Source organism: Autumnicola psychrophila (assembly GCF_031846645.1).
GTDB lineage: Bacteria > Bacteroidota > Bacteroidia > Flavobacteriales > Flavobacteriaceae > Autumnicola > Autumnicola psychrophila.
Window position 1 is genome coordinate 144930 of the sequence record NZ_JAVRHN010000009.1, and the last position, 18140, is coordinate 163069.

The 18140-nt window shown below is 38.5% G+C and carries 17 protein-coding genes; 8 read left to right on the forward strand and 9 right to left on the reverse strand.

From position 1 onward, the window contains the following. The first annotated feature begins 14 nt into the window (after positions 1-14). Complete coding sequence (locus RM541_RS12920) at positions 15-923, forward strand: bifunctional metallophosphatase/5'-nucleotidase (RefSeq protein WP_311500591.1); 909 nt, start codon at positions 15-17, stop codon at positions 921-923. Between the two features lie 116 nt (positions 924-1039). Here the strand turns inward: RM541_RS12920 and RM541_RS12925 are convergent, their stop codons facing one another. The 7 genes from RM541_RS12925 to RM541_RS12955 form a co-directional block, all read right to left on the reverse strand. Beyond that, on the reverse strand, positions 1040-1477 hold the full coding sequence (locus RM541_RS12925; RefSeq protein ID WP_311500558.1) for a response regulator: 438 nt from the start codon (positions 1475-1477) through the stop codon (positions 1040-1042). An 18-nt stretch (positions 1478-1495) separates the two neighbouring features. Continuing rightward, a complete protein-coding gene (locus RM541_RS12930) occupies positions 1496-5620 on the reverse strand; it encodes a PAS domain S-box protein (RefSeq protein WP_311500559.1) in 4125 nt (1374 codons plus the stop codon). 451 nt (positions 5621-6071) lie between these two features. After that, on the reverse strand, positions 6072-8069 hold the full coding sequence (gene ligA / locus RM541_RS12935; RefSeq protein WP_311500560.1) for an NAD-dependent DNA ligase LigA: 1998 nt from the start codon (positions 8067-8069) through the stop codon (positions 6072-6074). 23 nt (positions 8070-8092) lie between these two features. Continuing rightward, the gene (locus tag RM541_RS12940; protein WP_311500561.1) at positions 8093-8758 is read right to left on the reverse strand and encodes a VOC family protein; all 666 of its coding nucleotides are present in this window, start codon (positions 8756-8758) and stop codon (positions 8093-8095) included. Positions 8759-8768: 10 nt separating this feature from the next. Further along, the gene (locus RM541_RS12945; RefSeq protein ID WP_311500562.1) at positions 8769-9350 is read right to left on the reverse strand and encodes an LOG family protein; all 582 of its coding nucleotides are present in this window, start codon (positions 9348-9350) and stop codon (positions 8769-8771) included. A 23-nt stretch (positions 9351-9373) separates the two neighbouring features. Further along, positions 9374-10216 carry a peptide chain release factor N(5)-glutamine methyltransferase gene (gene prmC, locus RM541_RS12950; protein ID WP_311500563.1) on the reverse strand — a complete coding sequence of 281 codons (843 nt, stop codon included), beginning with the start codon at positions 10214-10216 and terminating at the stop codon, positions 9374-9376. Between the two features lie 111 nt (positions 10217-10327). Continuing rightward, the gene (locus RM541_RS12955) at positions 10328-10825 is read right to left on the reverse strand and encodes a GNAT family N-acetyltransferase (protein ID WP_311500564.1); all 498 of its coding nucleotides are present in this window, start codon (positions 10823-10825) and stop codon (positions 10328-10330) included. 29 nt (positions 10826-10854) lie between these two features. Here RM541_RS12955 and ribD point away from each other — a divergent pair, with 29 nt between their 5' ends. Genes ribD through RM541_RS12975 form a run of 4 tightly spaced genes read left to right on the forward strand, consistent with a single transcriptional unit; the run spans position 10855 to position 14036 of the window. Next, positions 10855-11925 carry a bifunctional diaminohydroxyphosphoribosylaminopyrimidine deaminase/5-amino-6-(5-phosphoribosylamino)uracil reductase RibD gene (ribD, locus tag RM541_RS12960; RefSeq protein ID WP_311500565.1) on the forward strand — a complete coding sequence of 357 codons (1071 nt, stop codon included), beginning with the start codon at positions 10855-10857 and terminating at the stop codon, positions 11923-11925. Beyond that, complete coding sequence (locus RM541_RS12965) at positions 11918-12526, forward strand: HAD family hydrolase (RefSeq protein ID WP_311500566.1); 609 nt, start codon at positions 11918-11920, stop codon at positions 12524-12526. The genes ribD and RM541_RS12965 overlap by 8 nt, the downstream gene beginning before the upstream one ends. Further along, a complete protein-coding gene (locus RM541_RS12970) occupies positions 12523-13389 on the forward strand; it encodes an EamA family transporter (protein WP_311500567.1) in 867 nt (288 codons plus the stop codon). Before RM541_RS12965 ends, RM541_RS12970 begins: the two co-directional genes overlap by 4 nt. A 38-nt stretch (positions 13390-13427) precedes the next feature. Continuing rightward, positions 13428-14036: an IMPACT family protein gene (locus RM541_RS12975; protein ID WP_311500568.1), complete on the forward strand. Its 609-nt coding sequence runs from the start codon at positions 13428-13430 to the stop codon at positions 14034-14036. Here RM541_RS12975 and RM541_RS12980 read toward each other — a convergent pair. Beyond that, positions 14033-14431, reverse strand: coding sequence for an acyl-CoA thioesterase (locus RM541_RS12980; protein ID WP_311500569.1), 399 nt, complete (start codon positions 14429-14431; stop codon positions 14033-14035). The two genes, RM541_RS12975 and RM541_RS12980, sit on opposite strands and share 4 nt — an antisense overlap. A gap of 208 nt (positions 14432-14639) precedes the next feature. On the opposite strand from RM541_RS12980, the gene dnaA reads away from it, so the two are divergent. From dnaA to RM541_RS12995, 3 genes are all read left to right on the forward strand, one after another. Beyond that, the gene (gene dnaA, locus RM541_RS12985; RefSeq protein WP_311500570.1) at positions 14640-16067 is read left to right on the forward strand and encodes a chromosomal replication initiator protein DnaA; all 1428 of its coding nucleotides are present in this window, start codon (positions 14640-14642) and stop codon (positions 16065-16067) included. 65 nt (positions 16068-16132) lie between these two features. Beyond that, entirely contained in the window at positions 16133-16594 is a 462-nt protein-coding gene (locus RM541_RS12990; RefSeq protein ID WP_311500571.1) for a low molecular weight protein-tyrosine-phosphatase, read from the forward strand. Position 16595: 1 nt separating this feature from the next. Next, entirely contained in the window at positions 16596-17327 is a 732-nt protein-coding gene (locus RM541_RS12995; protein ID WP_311500572.1) for an SAM-dependent methyltransferase, read from the forward strand. Here the strand turns inward: RM541_RS12995 and RM541_RS13000 are convergent. Then, the gene (locus RM541_RS13000) at positions 17324-17992 is read right to left on the reverse strand and encodes a peptidoglycan-binding protein LysM (RefSeq protein ID WP_311500573.1); all 669 of its coding nucleotides are present in this window, start codon (positions 17990-17992) and stop codon (positions 17324-17326) included. The genes RM541_RS12995 and RM541_RS13000 overlap by 4 nt on opposite strands. Positions 17993-18140: the final 148 nt, after the last annotated feature.

An 18140-nucleotide genomic window follows, 5' to 3' on the forward strand; every position in this document is an offset into this window, starting at 1 on the left:
AAAATTAAGTTATGATGAAAAGAAGAAACTTTATCTGGCAGGCCTCTGCAGCCACAACTCTTGTTGGAATTGGCGGATTATCCGCTCTCTCGTTTAAACCTGATGACAGGAAACATATTACAATTCTCCATACTAACGACGTTCACAGCCACATTGAACCTTTTGGACCAGACGCACCCCGAAATGCTAATATGTGTGGAGTGGCACGAAGAGCAACTTTAGTAGAGCAGATAAGGCAGGAAAATCCTAACACACTTCTTCTTGATGCCGGAGATATATTCCAGGGGACACCTTATTTCAATTTTTATGGAGGAGAACTTGAGTTTAAGCTAATGAGCAAAATGAAATATGATGCAGCTACGATAGGAAATCATGATTTTGATAACGGTATTGATGGTCTTTATGCTCAACTTCCGCACGCCGATTTTAGTTTTATTTCTTCAAATTATGATTTTAGCAACACTATCCTGGACGGGCATGTTTCTCCAAAGCAAACTTTTGTAAAGGATGGGGTGAAAATTGGCATTTTTGGCCTTGGTATAGAATTGGAGGGACTGGTAAATAGTAAGCTTTATAAAGAGACAAAATACCTGGATCCCATAGAAATTGCTCAGGAAATGACACGCAGGTTAAAAGAAGATGAACAATGTGATCTAATTATTTGCCTGTCACACCTGGGATACGAATACAACGGAAGTAAAATTTCTGATCTTAAACTTGCCCGGACCACAGAAAATATCGACCTTATTATTGGCGGACATACGCACACCTTCCTGGAGAAACCCACAATTGAAACAAACAAAGTGGGGAAAAAAGTGGTTGTTAATCAGGTGGGCTGCTATGGTCTCTATTTGGGCCGAATAGACTTCTATCTGGACAATAAAAATAACATAGAAGCCGACGGAGTGAAAATTTCAGTTTAAGAAATATTTCTATAAAAGAACATGCAGACCAGAATCTTCAAAAATATATAAGGGGCGCATTTTTATAGTCACAATTCCGAAGCTACCCTATTTTTTATCTTATCTGTATGGCAGAATTATCGACTATTGGTAGTTGGATTTTCTCCGGTTGTTTCTTTTCCATTTTCAGAAAATATCTCCTCTAGCTTCTCTTTTCTTAACGGCTTGGAGATAAAACCAGAGACAAAAGGATAAAGCTCTTTTTGTCGTGAAAAATTCTCTATGGAAGAGGTTAATATATAAATCTTGAACTGATTTTTTATTTGGTCCTTGAAATTTTTGAAAGTATCCAAAAAGTCCCACCCAGTCATAGTTGGCATATTAACATCCAGAAATAAAATGGTTTCCGTCCTATCATAGTTAAGATGCCTTTCTTCTATAGCCAGCAGAGCTTCCTCAGGGTGAAGAAACGACTCAAATTCAGCGGTATCGTCGCTTCCTTTGATAATGTATTCACAAATGAGGTTATTAGTAGGATCATCATCAACAACCATGTAATGATGCGGTTTTTTCATTATCTATAAATCTTCTTCTTAAAATCCGTCAAATTCAAGTTCAAATACAGTGCCTTTATTCACCTCACTATCAATTGTAATCTTGCCTCCCAGCATTTCCACCTGGGTCTTAACCATAAACAAGCCCATTCCTTTTCCTTCTACATGCTGATGAAAGCGTTTATATAAACCAAAAATCTGGTCTCTTTTCGTTGTAAGATCTATACCAAGACCGTTATCCATAAAAGTAATAACCACGTGACTCCCTTTTTTCTCTGACTTTATTCTGATTTCCGGCGGTAGTTCGGCCTGTCTGTATTTTATACTATTTGCAATGAGATTATAAAATATGCTATAAAGATAACTTTGAATGGTTTTCACTTCCGGCACATAGAATTCTGTTTCAATTTGAACCTTTTCCAGCTGCATCAGGTTCTTGATACTCGCTTCCACTGAACTTACCATCGATTGTAAATTAACAGATTCTTTTTTTGCATCAAAGCTGACTTTTACCTGTAGAATATCATTTAAATCTTTTATTACGTGATCCAGCCGCTCCACATTATTAAGAAGTTCATTTAGAAAATTCTGTTTTACGTGCTGGCCATATTCCTCATCACTAAGTAAATCTGCTAATCCAAGAATATTGGCCAAAGGAGCTCTTAAATTATGGGATACGATATAAGAAAATTGCTCCAGGCCTTTATTGGCAGAGACAAGTTCTTCAGTATAACTTTTAAGACTCCTATTTAGCTCCATTAACTGTAGATTCGCCTCCTTACGATCTGTAACATCTTTAAGGTAAACAGACAATCCCTTTTTGGGAGCAGGATATGCGTTTACTTCAAACCAGCTCCTGATATCTTCAAAAAAAGCCTCAAAATGCTGCGTAGTGCTTTCTGCTACCGCTCTTTCAAAATACTCCTTAAATTGAGAAAATTTATCGCCAAAAACCTCTGAAAGATTTTTGCCCACAACTTCGTCCTTAGAACGTCTCAACAGTCTTTCTGCCTCCAGGTTCCAGTAAGTTACCTCTCTGTTTTGATCTAGTGCAAAAAAAGCATCTCCAATACTTTCCAGGATCATTTCTTTTTCCTCCGAAGCTTTTAGAACTTCAATTTCTGCTCTTTTCATCTTATCTATATCCTGAAAACTTCCGTTAACACAAATACAGACGCCATTTTCAAATTCTGGTTTTCCAATAATCCTTATCCAGCGCTCATTATTTTTAGCAGTGATTATCTGGAGATCGAGCTCAAAAGAATCATTTTTGTCTACAGCCCTGCCTAATGTTTTTACAAAAGTACTTCGATCTTTTCCGGGTTTTATAAAACGTACTGCATCGTTAAAGTCCGGAGTAAAGTCCTTTGGTAAATCGTGAATTTCCTTGATTATAGAAGACCAATAAAGAGAATTCTCTTTTAAATTAATTTCATAGCTACCAATTTTTGCCAATCGTGATGCGCTGTCCAGGAGATCACGTAACTTCTTTTTTTCAGTTATATCCTGTATGGCACCTACCATGCGAATCGCTTTTTTTGCTTTATTCCTAATAATAAATCCGCGGTCAATTACACAAGCATAATCCCCATCTGACTTTCGGAATCTATATTCTTCCTGCCAGTTGGTTTCTCCCCCTTTTTGTGCAGCATATATAGATCCTATGACACGTAAAGCATCCTCTGGATGAATCCTGTCTTTCCAAAAATCTACATCTGGAAACACAGCATCCCTGGAATACCCAAAAAGTATCTGAAAACTTTCTCCCCAAAGCATGTATCCTGTTTCTAAATTCCAATCCCAGATGGCATCAGAAGTTGCTCTGGTAACCAGCTCATACCTTATATTGCTCTCCTTAAGTGAACGCTCTGCCTTTACCCTGTCTGTAATATCAATCCCTACACATTGTACTTCTATTGGCTCACCATCAGCACCGGTAAGACACACAAAATCCCACAATGTGGTTTTTAATCTTCCATTCTCCTGAAGCTTATCAATCTCTACCTGAAATACTTCATTGGGATTTTGTATAGCAGCCTTAAAACCTTCGGTTACCCGTTCGTGATGTTCTTTATAAACGGAAGTAAGAGCGCTTTTTCCTACCGGATCTTCAGAATGAATCCATTTAAAATCATTCTGAAATTTCTCGTTAACATAGGTAAAGTAGCCTTCCAGATCTGTCCTTATCAAGTAATTTGTTTGCGACTTAAGTATCCCGTGATGGCGGGCTTCGCTTCGCATTAATCTGTTCAAATTCTCCTTACGTTCTGTAATGTCTTGTATAGAACCTTTAAACATGAAATTTTCCCCATTTTCATCTTTTATAGTTTTACCTTTCTCGTGAATCCATTTCACATTACCATCTGGTAAAATGATACGATGTTCATAATCCAAATCTTTTGATCCGGAAATTGCCTCCAGCTGATGCTGTTTAAACTCTTCTATATCCTCGGGATGAATAGTTTTTAGAAACTCCTCCTGCCCAACCTGGAAATTTTCCTTTTTTCTGCCCCATATATTATAAACCTCATCACTCCAATAAAAGGTATTATTCTGAAAATTCACTTCCCAATAACCTATCTTCCCTATTTCCTGGGCGAGACGGAGTTTGGATTCCTCCTCCTTAAGTCTTTCAAAAACCTCCTCTCTTTCTGTAACATCCTGTAAAACCGAAAGGATACATTTTCTCTTCTTAAACATCAGGCTGTAGGCCCAAACAGCGACTTTTATACGTGTTTGATCTTTTTTAAGATGAACAGAAGACTTAGACCCCATAACCTCCTCTTTGGTAAGCTCCTTTTTCAAGAACGATAGAAAAGCCGGAACATGCTCTTGTGGCCGTAAATCCAAAATGCTCATGCTTATAAATTCATCTCTGTTGTATCCATAGTGCTTAATTGCAGCCTGATTCACATCTAAAATTGCCAGCGATTCCTGATCATAAATTAAGCTTGGCAATGGGCTAAACTGAAACAAAAGTCTATAATTTTCTTTTGAAGCTTTTATTTCCTCTTCAGTCTTTTTCCTATCTGAAATGTCCCTTATGATAACCGACATTTTCTCCTCTCCAGATGCATCTGTAAAAACTGCAGAAGTAAGTTCTGCAGGAAATTTTATTCCTCCCTTCCTTAACATTGTGATCTCGGAATGAGCACTTCCTGTTAATTCCCGCTCCTTGATAGCTGCTGCAAGCCTGGGATCAGTGCCATCTGTAACACCAGAGCGCCCCGCCTTGCAAATTTCCTCTTCGGTCATTTTAAAAATCCTGCAGGCTGCGGGATTTGCGGCATGGATTTTTCCGCTGGGCTCTGTAAGCAATATTCCGTCCGCAGTGGTTTTAAAAAAAGCCCGGTACTTTTCCTCGCTCTCTTTTATGGAATTATTAGCTTCTTTTCGTTGTGAAATATCCCTAAAATTATTAACAATCCCTTTTACAGCAGGATTGTCCAGCATATTTGTAAGTGTTGCTTCTAACCAATGCCAGCTTCCGTCCTTATGCTTAATCCTTACCACAGCAGCTTTTACAGGCCGTCCGGGATTTTCGAGACATGCTCTCATATTTCGCACAGCATCCTCTTTATCATCTTCATGTGAAATATCCAGAGTTCTAATTTGCATAGCTTCTTCTATGGTGTAACCTAAAATACTCTCTATTGAAGGAGACGCGTAGGTTGTTTCTCCCTGTGGAGTTAAAATCAAGACTCCATCAGCCCCGTTTTCTATCAGGCTCTTGAATTTATTTTGATTGTACTCTAATTCCCTTATATATTTCTCTCTCTCTTCTTCGCATCTAAATTTCTCCAGCACGGTTTCCACGGCCCCGGGAAGTCTTTGTACCCGATCCTTAAGTATATAATCATCGGCACCATTCTTTAGTAGATCCACAGCACATTCATCTGAAACTCCGTGAGTCACCAGGAGAAAGGGTACAATAATATTAGAATCTTGAAGAAGTTTAATAGCCGTTTTAGCGTGAAATGAAGGCGTCGAATATTCTGACAAAATAATGTCTGGTTTGCAGGTTTCTAGAACAGGCAAAAATTCCTCTGCTGTCTGGACTATAGATATGTCGGGATCAAAACCTCCTGCCTTTAAAGCCTCGGCAACAAGCTCTGCATCCCCGGATGAGTTCTCGAGATGAATAATCTTTAATTTTTTATCCATACCTATAATTTCCCTTTTCCCCCATTCTCCAATATACATCCAAGAAAACTCCGGCTTTTAACTACAGGACTAATTGTTAAATTATCGATATAGTGCAGATTTATACGATGAAAAACGCAATGAAGATCGGAAAAATAAATTGTTTCAATGAAAAGATAAGCTATTATTTCTCTTCTAACTTATAACAGAAGTTAAAATTATATAGAATCATCAACTGATAATCAACACTTTAAGTGCTTGATAAACTATTTAAGGTAATATGTCAAAAATTCACATTTTTCTATTTTACAGAAAATTTCTTGAGGACATATATAAAAAAGGCAATTATCGACTATTGTTATTATCGCGATATGCAATAAAAAGCACCTTTAATAAAGCTGTATTCAAACTTTTAACTTAGCTGCTACCAAACTGTAAAACCAGAAGCTTTAGGATAAGAAATATGGTTTAATTACTCGCCTAACATTTTCAGAAACTTATCTTCATTTATGATATTTGTACCCAATTTTTCTGCTTTTGCAAGTTTGCTGGGCCCCATGTTTTCTCCTGCAACGAGATAATTCGTTTTGGAAGAAATAGAACCAGAGACTTTTCCGCCGTTATCCTCTATCAGCTTTTTAAGTTCATTACGGGAAACTTTTTCAAAAACTCCGGAAATCACAAAGATATTTCCTTCCAGCTTATTTGTTTGGTTTGCCAGTTTCTCTGCAGAAATTTCCATCTGAACCCCATAATCCTTCAGGCGCTCAACAATTCTCCTGTTTTCTTCGGAAGCAAAGAAATCTGCAACACTCCAGGCAATACGTTCTCCAATTTCATCAATTGCGACAAGATCTTCTTCTGTAGCAGCCTCCAAAGCATCAATGTTCTTGTAATGTTTAGCCAGCTTCTTTGCGACGGTCTCTCCCACATAACGGATTCCCAGCGCAAACAACGCTCTTTCAAACGCAATTTTCTTTGAATTTTCTATTCCGTTGATAAGATTCTCAGCAGATTTATCGGCCATACGCTCCAGAGGCAGAATATTTTCTTTTTTGAGCGTGTAAAGATCTGCATAATTGGCAATAAGTTTTTCATTTACCAACAGGTTCACGGTTTCCCCGCCAAGGCCTTCTATATCCATTGCTTTCCTGGAAATATAATGCTGAATACGTCCCGTAATTTGTGGCGGACAGCCATTATAATTGGGGCAATAATGTGCGGCCTCACCTTCATTTCTGATTAATTCCGTATCACATTCGGGACAAGTCTGCGCATATTTTGTCGGCTCAGAATCTGGATCTCTTTTGGTGAAATCCACGCCCACAATTTTCGGAATTATTTCTCCTCCTTTTTCCACAAAAACCGTATCTCCCTCGCGAATATCCAGTTTTTCAATCTGATCGGCATTATGCAGAGAAGCTCTTTTTACCACAGTTCCCGCAAGTTGCACTGGCTTTAGGTTTGCCACGGGAGTGATTGCCCCGGTTCGTCCTACCTGGTACGTGATTTTATTCAGTTTTGTGCTTTCCTGCTCTGCCTTAAATTTATAAGCCATCGCCCAACGTGGAGATTTTGCGGTATATCCCAACTCATCCTGTTGATAAAAATTGTTCACCTTTACCACCACACCATCAGTTTCATAAGGCAGATCGTGACGGTGTATATCCCAGTAATTAACATAATCCATCACTGCAGTAGTACTGCTTTTTAATTCTGATTCTTCCGGCACTTTAAAGCCCCATTCCCTCGCTTTCTGAAGGCTTTCATATTGGGATTTTATACTCAGGTTTTCACCTGTGATATTGTACAAAAGGCAATCCAGCGGCCGCTTTGCAACTTCAGCACTGTCCTGAAGTTTCAGACTTCCCGAAGCCGTATTCCGCGGATTTGCATAAGGTTCTTCCCCGGCTTCCACCCGCTCTGCATTCATCTTCGCAAAACCTTCGTAGGGCAGCACAATCTCTCCTCTAATATGAAATTTCTCCGGAAAATCGCCCTTCAGCTTTAAAGGAACAGATCGTATAGTCTTAACATTATTAGTCACATCATCTCCCTGGATCCCATCGCCACGGGTGACCGCTCTTACCAACTGGCCATTTTCATAAGTAAGGCTGATGGATGCGCCGTCGTATTTAAGTTCGCACACATATTCCACTTTCCCGTCTACCAGTTTTTTAACCCTTTTTTCCCAATCTTCCAGTTCCTCTTTTGAATAAGAATTAGACAAAGAATACATTCTGAAATCGTGCGCAACAGTCGCGAAACTTTTGGTCACTGCCCCGCCAACTCTTTGTGTAGGTGAATTTTCATCAGCAAATTCAGGATGTTTTTCTTCCAGTTCCTGAAGCTCTTTCAGCTTCATATCAAAATCGTAGTCGCTTATTTGAGGCTTGTCCAGCACGTAATAATTGTAGTTATGCTGCTGCAATTCTTCGCGAAGCTGGTTTATTTTTTTTTCAATGTTCATTTCTAAAATGAAATAATTAAAGATTAAAGTATTTTTAGCTGTTCGTCCTGGTAAACGATTTTGCACTTCTGATTTTCATGCGTGAAATCTAAAGCAAATTCCGAACTAAAAGCTTTATCATCCACAGGAAACCAGTCTTTCAGGTTCTTTTTGATCGTAATAATCAATCCTTCAGGATCACCAACAGCGCAGAATTTCTCGAGATTACCGTCAAAAATTTCGAGACAGCATTCCCGGTGAAGAAAAAAGAATTTTTCCTCAATATTTGTAGTTGCCAAGCCTATTTCAGCTATTCCCGCTATGCTTTCTGCAGAAAAATACGCCAGTTGCTTGGGGTTTAAATTGCGCCTGGAAATAAACTCCAGAATGTTCTTATCGGCATCATAAAAATAAATCGACTTTGCATTCCAGTTACTAAAATCAACAATTTCATCATCACCACTTTTTTGAATTGCAACTTTCTTTTTTAACCACTTCAGAGCCTCCTTTTCCTCATTATCGGGAATATGAAAAGCGATATGATAAGGTGTGGCACCTTCTTTTTTTTCAAACCTCAACACCGTATAGCCTAAAGTAAGCTCAAAGCTATTCTTATCTTCATTCTGGATTTCCAGTTCCATAACATTCCGGTAAAAAGCAATTTGCGCTTCGAGATTGGAAGTAAAAATTTGCAGTTTTTCAATCTTCATTTCAGGAGTTTTACGTCTGACTTTTATTCAGCCATTTCGCCACGGGAATTGGTTTAAAATTAGCCATTTTCTCCAGCAGTTCATCAATATCTTCAGCAATAAGCAGCAGGTCGAGATTTGCCTTTTTAAGCAGTCCTTTGCGCACCATGGTTTTTAGCATTGCGATAAGATCGTCATAGTAGCCATTGCTGTTTAATATTCCAATAGGATTTTGATGCAGCCCCAGTTGTGCCCAGGTTACAATTTCAAAAAGCTCCTCAAAAGTCCCGAAACCACCGGGCAAAGCGATAAAACCCTCACTTAATTCGTGCATTTTCAGCTTTCGCTCATGCATATCTTTTGTAACCACCAGTTCTGGTAAACTTGGATGCACCACTTCTTTAGTTTGTAAAAAATCTGGGATCACACCGGTCACATCGCCTCCATTTTCAAGCACTCCGTTGGCAACCTGTCCCATAAGGCCCAGCTGACTGCCACCATAAATTAATTTTATCTTATTTTTTGCCAGGACTTCCCCTAATCGGTAAGCTTCCTGCAAAATTATATCATCATTTCCGTCGCTGCTGCCACAAAAAACCGCTATACTTTTCATTTAAACTGAAATTTTCTTAGTTGTTATTTTTTATTGCCTCTCAGCATTCTGTAATTGCCGAAAATGTCCTTTTTCAGGCATGCTTCAAAACCGAAGTTTTTTACCAGAAATTCGGTTTCTTCAGCTAAATATTGATTAATTTCAAAATACAATTTTCCGTTTTTATTCAGGCCATTTTTTGCCAGTTTTGTTATTTTTTTATAGAAAATCAACGGATTCTGATCCTCTACATAAAGTGCAAGTTCAGGCTCGTAATCCAGCACGTTCCGCTGCATCTCGTTTTTCTCCAATTCCCGCACATAAGGCGGATTGGAGACGATAATATCGAAATTATCAAGATTTTTAAGCTCAAGAACATCCTGCTGAATAAAATTTACATGTACAGAGTTAGATTCAGCATTCTTTTGGGCTATTTTTAATGCTTTTTCTGAAATATCCATTGCAAAAACTTCAGCATTTGGCAAATTTTTGGCCAGACTTACTGCAATGCAGCCACTACCCGTCCCGATATCCAGAATTCTAATCTTTTCTTCGGAAGAAACCTCATCAAGGATCCATTGTACCAACTCTTCGGTCTCCGGCCGCGGAATAAGCACCCCTTCAGCAACTTTAAATTTTAACCCGAAGAATTCCGTTGCCCCGATGATGTACTGGATCGGCTGATAATTTTTCAGTTTTTTAATGACACCCTCAAAAAGGCAATTATCGGACTCAGATATTTCCCGGTCTGGCTGCAATGCCATTTCCAGCCTGCTCATCCCGAGATATTCTTCAGCTAATAAATTAAAAAAAGATTTTATCTCCTCCTGCGGATACTCTCCCTTCAATTCTTTTTTAAATCCTATTTTAAGGTCTTTTAGCCGCAAACTGTTTTAATATTTTGAATGAAAATTTTCTTTTTTTCCCGCAGATATCGCAGATCCACGCAGAAAAAAGAATTTTCTGAAGTGATTTTTAAACTTTTTACTTTTCACTACTCACCCTTCACCTTTCAACTCTTTAATCAACCAAACCGTACAATTATAATGTCCGGTATTTCCCAACGGACCCTCCAGGTTTGTAAATCCGGTTTTCCTGTAAAGTTTTCGGGCATCTTCCATGTAAGGTAAAGTTTCGATATAGCATTTTTGAAAGCCTTCGTTTTTGGCAAATATCAGGCAGGTGTCCATCATTTGAGTACCAAGACCTTTACCCCTGGCTTCCGGAAGAAAATACATTTTTTGAAGTTCACATACTTCCGCTTCAAAACCTTTTAGAGGAGCAATCCCGGCACATCCAATAATTTTCCCTTCATTTTCTATAACAAAATATTCCATTCGAGGAGAATCATAAGCAGCATACATATCATCCAGCGCCTTATCTTCATAAGCAGTGCCCACCTTAGGCACACCCATTTCAACTAAAACTTCTCTTATCACTTTAGCAACTTCCTGATTGTCTTTTGGTTGAATTTTACGAATTTTCAAAGCTGTCATTCTTACTTATTAATCTTATTTTTGGGTTTGTGAAGATACATGAAAAATATATAAAAAGGTGTATAAGCCTTGCCCGCAATGGCTTTGGGAGTACCTATCCAAATCCCATGGTAGGCAGTGTGGTTGTTCATAAAAACAAGATAATTGGCGAAGGCTGGCATCAAAAAGCAGGCCTGCCCCATGCCGAGGTAAATGCCATTAATGCTGTTGCAGATGAATCCCTTTTACCGCAAAGCACCATTTATGTGAGCCTGGAACCCTGCAGTCATTTTGGTAAAACTCCACCCTGCAGTGATTTAATTATCGCCAAAGGAATTAAGAAAGTAGTGATTGGCACAGTAGATCCTTTCGCCAAAGTAGCCGGAAGAGGCATTAAAAAGCTGATGGACGCCGGCTGCGAAGTTGCAGTAGGTATTTTGGAAAAAGAGTGCCGGGAACTTAACAAACGCTTTTTTACTTTTCACCAGGAAAGACGACCTTATATTATCCTGAAATGGGCGCAGACCAGCGACGGATTTATTGCTCCCGAAAGCAAAGACAACCGGGAACCGGTATGGATTACCGGCTCTACTTCCAGGCAACTGGTGCACAAATGGAGAGCAGAAGAACAGGCTATCCTTGTAGGAACAAATACTGTAATTGCAGACAACCCGAAATTGAATACACGGCTGTGGAAGGGCCCCGATCCTGTACGAGTTGTCCTTGATCGCAGCGGCAGGATTCCCAAAAAATCTGCCGTACTTGATGGTAGTGTGAAAACCATTGTTTTCACGGAAAAGCCAAATTCTTATTCTTCAGAAATTGACCCGGGTTCCCTTCAAAATCATGAAAATCTTATTTTGAAAGAGCTGGATTTCGGGAAAGAGATTGCACCGCAAATTTGTGAGGTACTTTATCAAAATGAATTACAATCTGTTATTATTGAAGGTGGCGCGCGAACAATTCAGAGTTTTATAGATGCTGGGTTGTGGGATGAAGCAAGGGTTTTTACGGGTAAAGCAACATTTAATTCAGGAATAGATAGTCCGAAACTAAAGGGAAAGTTGATACACGAACAGGAAATTGGTGACGATAATTTAAAATTTTACATTAATGATTAAAACTATAATATTTGATTTTGGGGATGTATTTATTAACCTGGATAAAGCCGCCACTGCAAAGGAGCTCGAAAATTGCCAAATTTCGGCATTGAGTGAAAATGTACTTGCAAAAAACCTTCAGTATGAGAAAGGATTAATTTCTTCTGATGATTTTGTTTCCGCTTATTGTTCAGAATATAAAGCGCTTAGTAAAGAGCAAATGCTGAAATCCTGGAATGCAATCCTGGTGGATTTCCCACGGTACCGCTTCGATTTTATTAAAAAAGTTTCCGAAGAAAAAGATTTTCAGCTTATCCTGTTAAGCAACACTAATGAAATTCACATTGATTGGGTGGAGAAGAATGTTCCGTTTTTTACGGAATTCAGAAAATGTTTTGATGCGTTTTACCTCTCTCATGAGATCAATTTCAGAAAACCGGACGCAGAGATTTATGAATTTGTACTGAAAAAACACCAGCTAAAACCTGAAGAATGTCTTTTTATAGATGACACTAAGGAAAATACCGATGCTGCAAAGGCATTAGGAATCCATACCTGGAATATTGAACCTACCCGCGAGGATGTAATTGATCTCTTTACCACTAAGCAGGAATTGTTTTGATCTACCTCCTGCTAAGTATTTTATCCTCCAGCGTTATTTTTGTAGTGTTTAAACTCTACACCAAATTCGGGATAAATACACTACAGGCAATTATTGTTAATTACTACATCGCCTGCACCGTTGGATTTTTTGGCTATATTAAAAACTTTGATATTTCGAGGGTGTCTTCGGAATTGTGGTTTCCGGGAACTTTGTTACTGGGGGCGATGTTCATTGGAGTTTTTTACCTGGCGGCAGTTACCACTCAAAAGAGCGGACTTTCAGTGGTTTCTGTAGCCACAAAAATGTCGGTGGCAATACCGGTTTTGTTTGGCATCTTCCTCTACAACGAAAGCACCGGAATTTTAAAAATCATTGGTATATTTCTGGCTTTAATTTCGGTTTATCTAACCTCTATTAAGAAAAAAGATGGCATAAGTATAGAAAAGAAAAACCTGATCTTTCCGCTTTTGGTTTTTTTTGGAAGCGGAATAATAGATGCGACTATAAAATTTCTGGAAACCAATTATGTTGCAGAAACTGATGTTGGCCTCTTCTCCTCCACAATTTTTGCTATTGCAGGAATAATTGGAACATGTATTTTACTTTTTCAGGCCATTACAGGCGGCTTAAAAATCACATTTAAGAACATCTTAGGCGGAATTGCATTGGGAATCCCTAATTTCTTTTCAATTTACTTCCTGGTAATGGCGCTGCGCAGCCCGGGATTTGACAGTTCTTCCATTTTCACCATGAACAACGTAGGGATAGTAAGTATTTCTACTTTACTGGGAATTGTATTTTTCCATGAAAAACTTATAAAGAAAAACTGGGTTGGGATTGGACTGGCGGTGCTTAGTATAATTTTGGTTTCCCAAAGCTGAAGCCTTAAATTGGCAATTATCGGCATTAACTATTAAAAATGAAAGACACCTATAAAAGCATTACAAAACCTTCTGAAGAAGTGTTGTTTAAAGACCGGAATTCAAAATTCTTCGGCTATGCTTTTCCGGTGAAAACTGAAGAGGAGATAAGCACACACCTGGAAGAATTAAAAACAAAGCACCATAAAGCCCGTCACTGGTGCTATGCATGGCAGTTGGGGAAGGAAGATATCCACTACCGTGCAAACGACGACGGGGAACCTTCAAACTCTGCCGGGATGCCTATTTACGGACAAATCCAGTCTTTTGAGGTGACCAATATCCTGATTGTGGTGGTTCGTTATTTTGGCGGAGTAAAATTGGGCGTGGGCGGACTTATTAATGCCTACAAAACCGCTGCACAACTAGCTCTGGAAGCTTCAGAAATGATTACCCGAAGTATAGACCGTGTTTTTGTGGTAAAATTCGATTATCCCGAAATGAATACGGTAATGAGAATTATTAAAGAAAACAATCTAAATGTCATTGATCAAAAACTTGAACTGGATTGTAAGATATTTCTTTCGGTTAGGAAAAACGAAGCCGAAGAAATTTTCCAAAAATTTAATTCTACATACAAAGTTGAGATCAAAGAACTTAATCTTTAAAAACCTAATTTTTCAAGAATATTTTCCGGACATTTTATAGGTCTTTTTGTGATTGTATCCATAAAAACGAGAACAGTGTTTGCAGTTGTAATCAGCTCTTGCCTCTCATTAAAAATGGAATAGTCAAAAGCGATTTTTACGCCGGGTTTTTCCTTCAGACGGATTTCAATTTTTAAATTTTCATCAAAGGTGGCAGACTTAAGAAATTTGAAAGAAATTTCGTAAACAGGCAGCATAATTCCGTTAGCTTCCATGCTTTTATAAGAGATGCCAAGCTCTGAAAGCCAATCTATACGGGCTATTTCGAGATATTGTGCATAATTACCATGATGAACCACACCCATCTGGTCGGTTTCTGCATAGCGAACTTTAACATGAGTGATGTGGGATTTCATAGCTTAAAATATAGTGTAATTGGATGAGGTTTTGTACTTTCAAACTTGAAAGGAAGTATGCGTAAATTTTACTTAAAATTCAACCCTAAAAGGATTTTTTTTTCAGGTAATTTGTTCACATATTTGTTCTGCCTAAGTACGGAAAGCGACGCTTCCCTGTACCACGAATTTGAACTTTCTACTAACCTATTAATAAGTCAAAATAAGCATGTCGGAAACTGCGCAATCAGTTTGGAATAGCTGTCTAGCTTTTATCAAGGATAACATTACACCTCAGGCTTATAAAACCTGGTTTGAACCGATACAAGCTGTAAAACTTACCGATTGTGCTCTTAGCATTCAGGTACCTTCCAAATTTTTCTATGAATGGCTGGAAGAACATTACGTAAAATTATTAAAAGTTTCCCTTACACGGGAATTGGGTGAAAAAGCAAAACTGGTGTATGTTATCAAGATGGAAAATACCTATGGTAACAAATTGCCTTTTACTGAAAAGATACCGAGTAGTCAAAGAAGCCAGATGTCTTCACAGGAAGTAGATGTTCCTATCAAAAACAGGAATCCCGAACTCAAAAATCCGTTTATAATTCCGGGAATAAGAAACGTAAAAATTGAATCTCAGCTTAATCCAAGCTATAGTTTCGACAATTTTCTGGAAGGCGATTCTAACAGGCTTGCGCGTTCTGCTGGAATGGCTGTTGCCAATAAGCCTGGAGGCACTTCTTTTAATCCGCTGTTGATCTTTGGAGGTGTTGGTTTGGGAAAAACACACCTGGCACACGCTATTGGGGTGGAAATAAAAGATAAATATCCGGAAAAAACCGTTTTATATATTTCTGCAGAAAAATTTACGCAGCAGTACATTGAGTCTGTAAAAAAGAATAACAGGAATGATTTTATTCATTTCTACCAGATCATAGATGTGCTAATCGTCGATGATATCCAGCTTCTCTCCGGAAAAGCAGGAACTCAGGATGTATTTTTCCACATCTTTAACCATCTGCACCAAAATGGAAAGCAGGTGATTTTGACAAGTGATAAAGCGCCTGTGGATATGCAGGATATTGAACAACGACTTTTATCCCGGTTTAAGTGGGGACTGTCCGCAGAACTTCAAAATCCAGATTTTGAAACCAGGGTTTCTATTATAAAAAATAAGCTTTATCGCGACGGCGTAGAAATGCCCGAAGATATTGTTGAATTTCTTGCGAATAATATTAAAACTAACATTCGTGAATTAGAAGGTGCGATAATTTCCCTTATTGCCCACTCTTCTTTTAACAAGAAAGATATTACGCTAGATCTTGCTAAAAAGATCGTGGACAATTACGTAAAAAACACAAAGCGCGAAGTTTCTATAGATTACATTCAAAAAGTAGTGAGTGATTACTTCCAGATGGATGTGGATACCCTACAGTCAAAAACCCGAAAAAGACACATCGTACAGGCGAGGCAAATAGCCATGTTCTTTGCTAAAAAGTTTACTAAAGCTTCTCTTGCCAGCATAGGATCCCAAATTGGAAGCAGAGATCATGCAACAGTACTTCACGCCTGCAAAACAGTAGATAACCTTGCAGCAACCGATAAGCAATTCAAGAAATTTGTTGAAGATTTAAATAAGAAGTTAACTATATAAGCTTCTCCTAAAGCATAAACCGGATTTTTTTGGCTTTTGAAGAGATCTGAAAAAGAAAAACACAAATGAAAACCAAAATTTTAATGGTTTGCCTCGGCAATATTTGCAGATCACCTTTGGCCGAAGGAATATTAAAATCTAAAACAGATCCTAAAAAGGTTTTTATAGATTCCGCAGGAACCGGAAGTTATCACGTAGGCGGCGCGCCTGATGACCGATCTATTGCTGTAGGAAGGAAGTACAGGATCGATATTACCGACCAGAAGTGCAGGCAGTTTGATGTTTCAAATTTTGAAGAATTTGATCATATTTTCGTAATGGATAATGCCAATTATCGGGATATCCTTTCTCTTACTGAAAACAAGGACGATGAAGAAAAGGTACAGCTTATTCTAAATGAAATTTTTCCCGGAGAAAATGTAGACGTACCTGACCCTTACCACGGAGGTGACGAAGGTTTTGAAAACGTTTATAAAATGCTGGAAGAAGCTTGTGAAGCTATAGCCCGGCGCCTGGATTTAAAATAATATGCCTGACTCTTCATTTAAATATCACGGGAAACTATATATGATCCCGACAACCCTTGGAGATTCCAATCCTTTGGAAGTGCTTCCTCTTCATATTAAAAAGATTATTGAAGAAACAGACGAGTATATTGTAGAAAATGAAAAGACAGCCAGAAGGGCAATTAAAAAAATAGTTGCTGGTAAGAGTCAGCAGTCTTTGAAACTACATGTACTTAATAAATTTACAGAAGCATCTGCACTCCCGTCTTACCTGAAAGCCTGTAAAGAAGGACAAAATGTTGGTTTAATGAGTGAAGCCGGGTGTCCCGGCGTAGCAGATCCTGGAGCTGAAATTGTAAAGCTGGCACACCAGGAAAATATACAGGTGGTACCACTGGTAGGACCATCTTCTATTTTACTTGCATTGATGGGGAGTGGAATGAACGGCCAGGGCTTCACTTTTCACGGATATCTACCTATCGATAAAAAAGAACGCAAGCACGAACTGAAAAACCTCGAAAGGATTTCTGCAGAAAGGAATCAGGCGCAAATTTTTATTGAAACTCCTTATCGCAATAATAAGCTGCTGGAAGATATGCAGCAAAACCTGCATCCCGGCACACGATTATGCATTGCCTGTGATCTCACGCTTCATTCCGAATATATTATTACTAAATCTATTAGTGATTGGTCTAAAACAAAAGTGGACCTTCATAAAAGGCCCACTATATTTATTATTCAAAAAGATTTCTAGGCGGTTGGTAAAACTGCCTTTGCTCTCTTTTCCGGATGGATAAAAGAAGTATCGTATCCTCCGAATTTTTTCATATAATTTTTAATACTTGTACCAAAGGCATCGCTAAAAGCGTGAGCTCCCCAGCTTCTAAGGTATTTTTTCACGCTGCCTGGACCAGCCAGATGCGCGGCCGCAAGGATTCCAGATTCGGTTACCTCTACACCATTAATAGTTTTACCTTCAAATCTCTTAATATCACGAATTAAGATCCACTTATTTCTGGAAGCATTTGCGTAAAAAGCAGCCTCCTGAAGTGCAGGGGAATTCATAAACTCCTGAGTGTTATAAATACCAATAAGATCTAGAGTTCCTTTTCCAAACTGGTACTTGCCCATATAGCCGTATTCATTAACGGACTTATAATTGCTTCGGGATTCTTTAAATCCCAATGCTTCTTTAAATCCCAAATAAGATTTTCCTAGTTTTGGCAGGTTTGCCAAATGAACCTCTTCAAATGCTTCGTCTTCCAGCAATGGCTCAACTGTGTAATCCAGTTCCAGGTTTGCAGTGGAAAAACTTTCCAGGTCCAGCTTAGCTGCATCCTTTGTAGAAAAACTGAAAAACATAGTACCTGCAATTGCCGGTAAAATTGAAATTTTCGCGATTTTCTTTCTTTTTTGCATAATATTTTATTTCTGAAGAGTTAACGGCTTTAAGCTAAAAAGAACCCAATATGCCCCCTTCAATTTTGCGACGCAAATGTACAACTTTTTTTACTAATTTGATATACAACTAGTTAACGTAAGATTAAATACGCCGGGAGTTTAACAA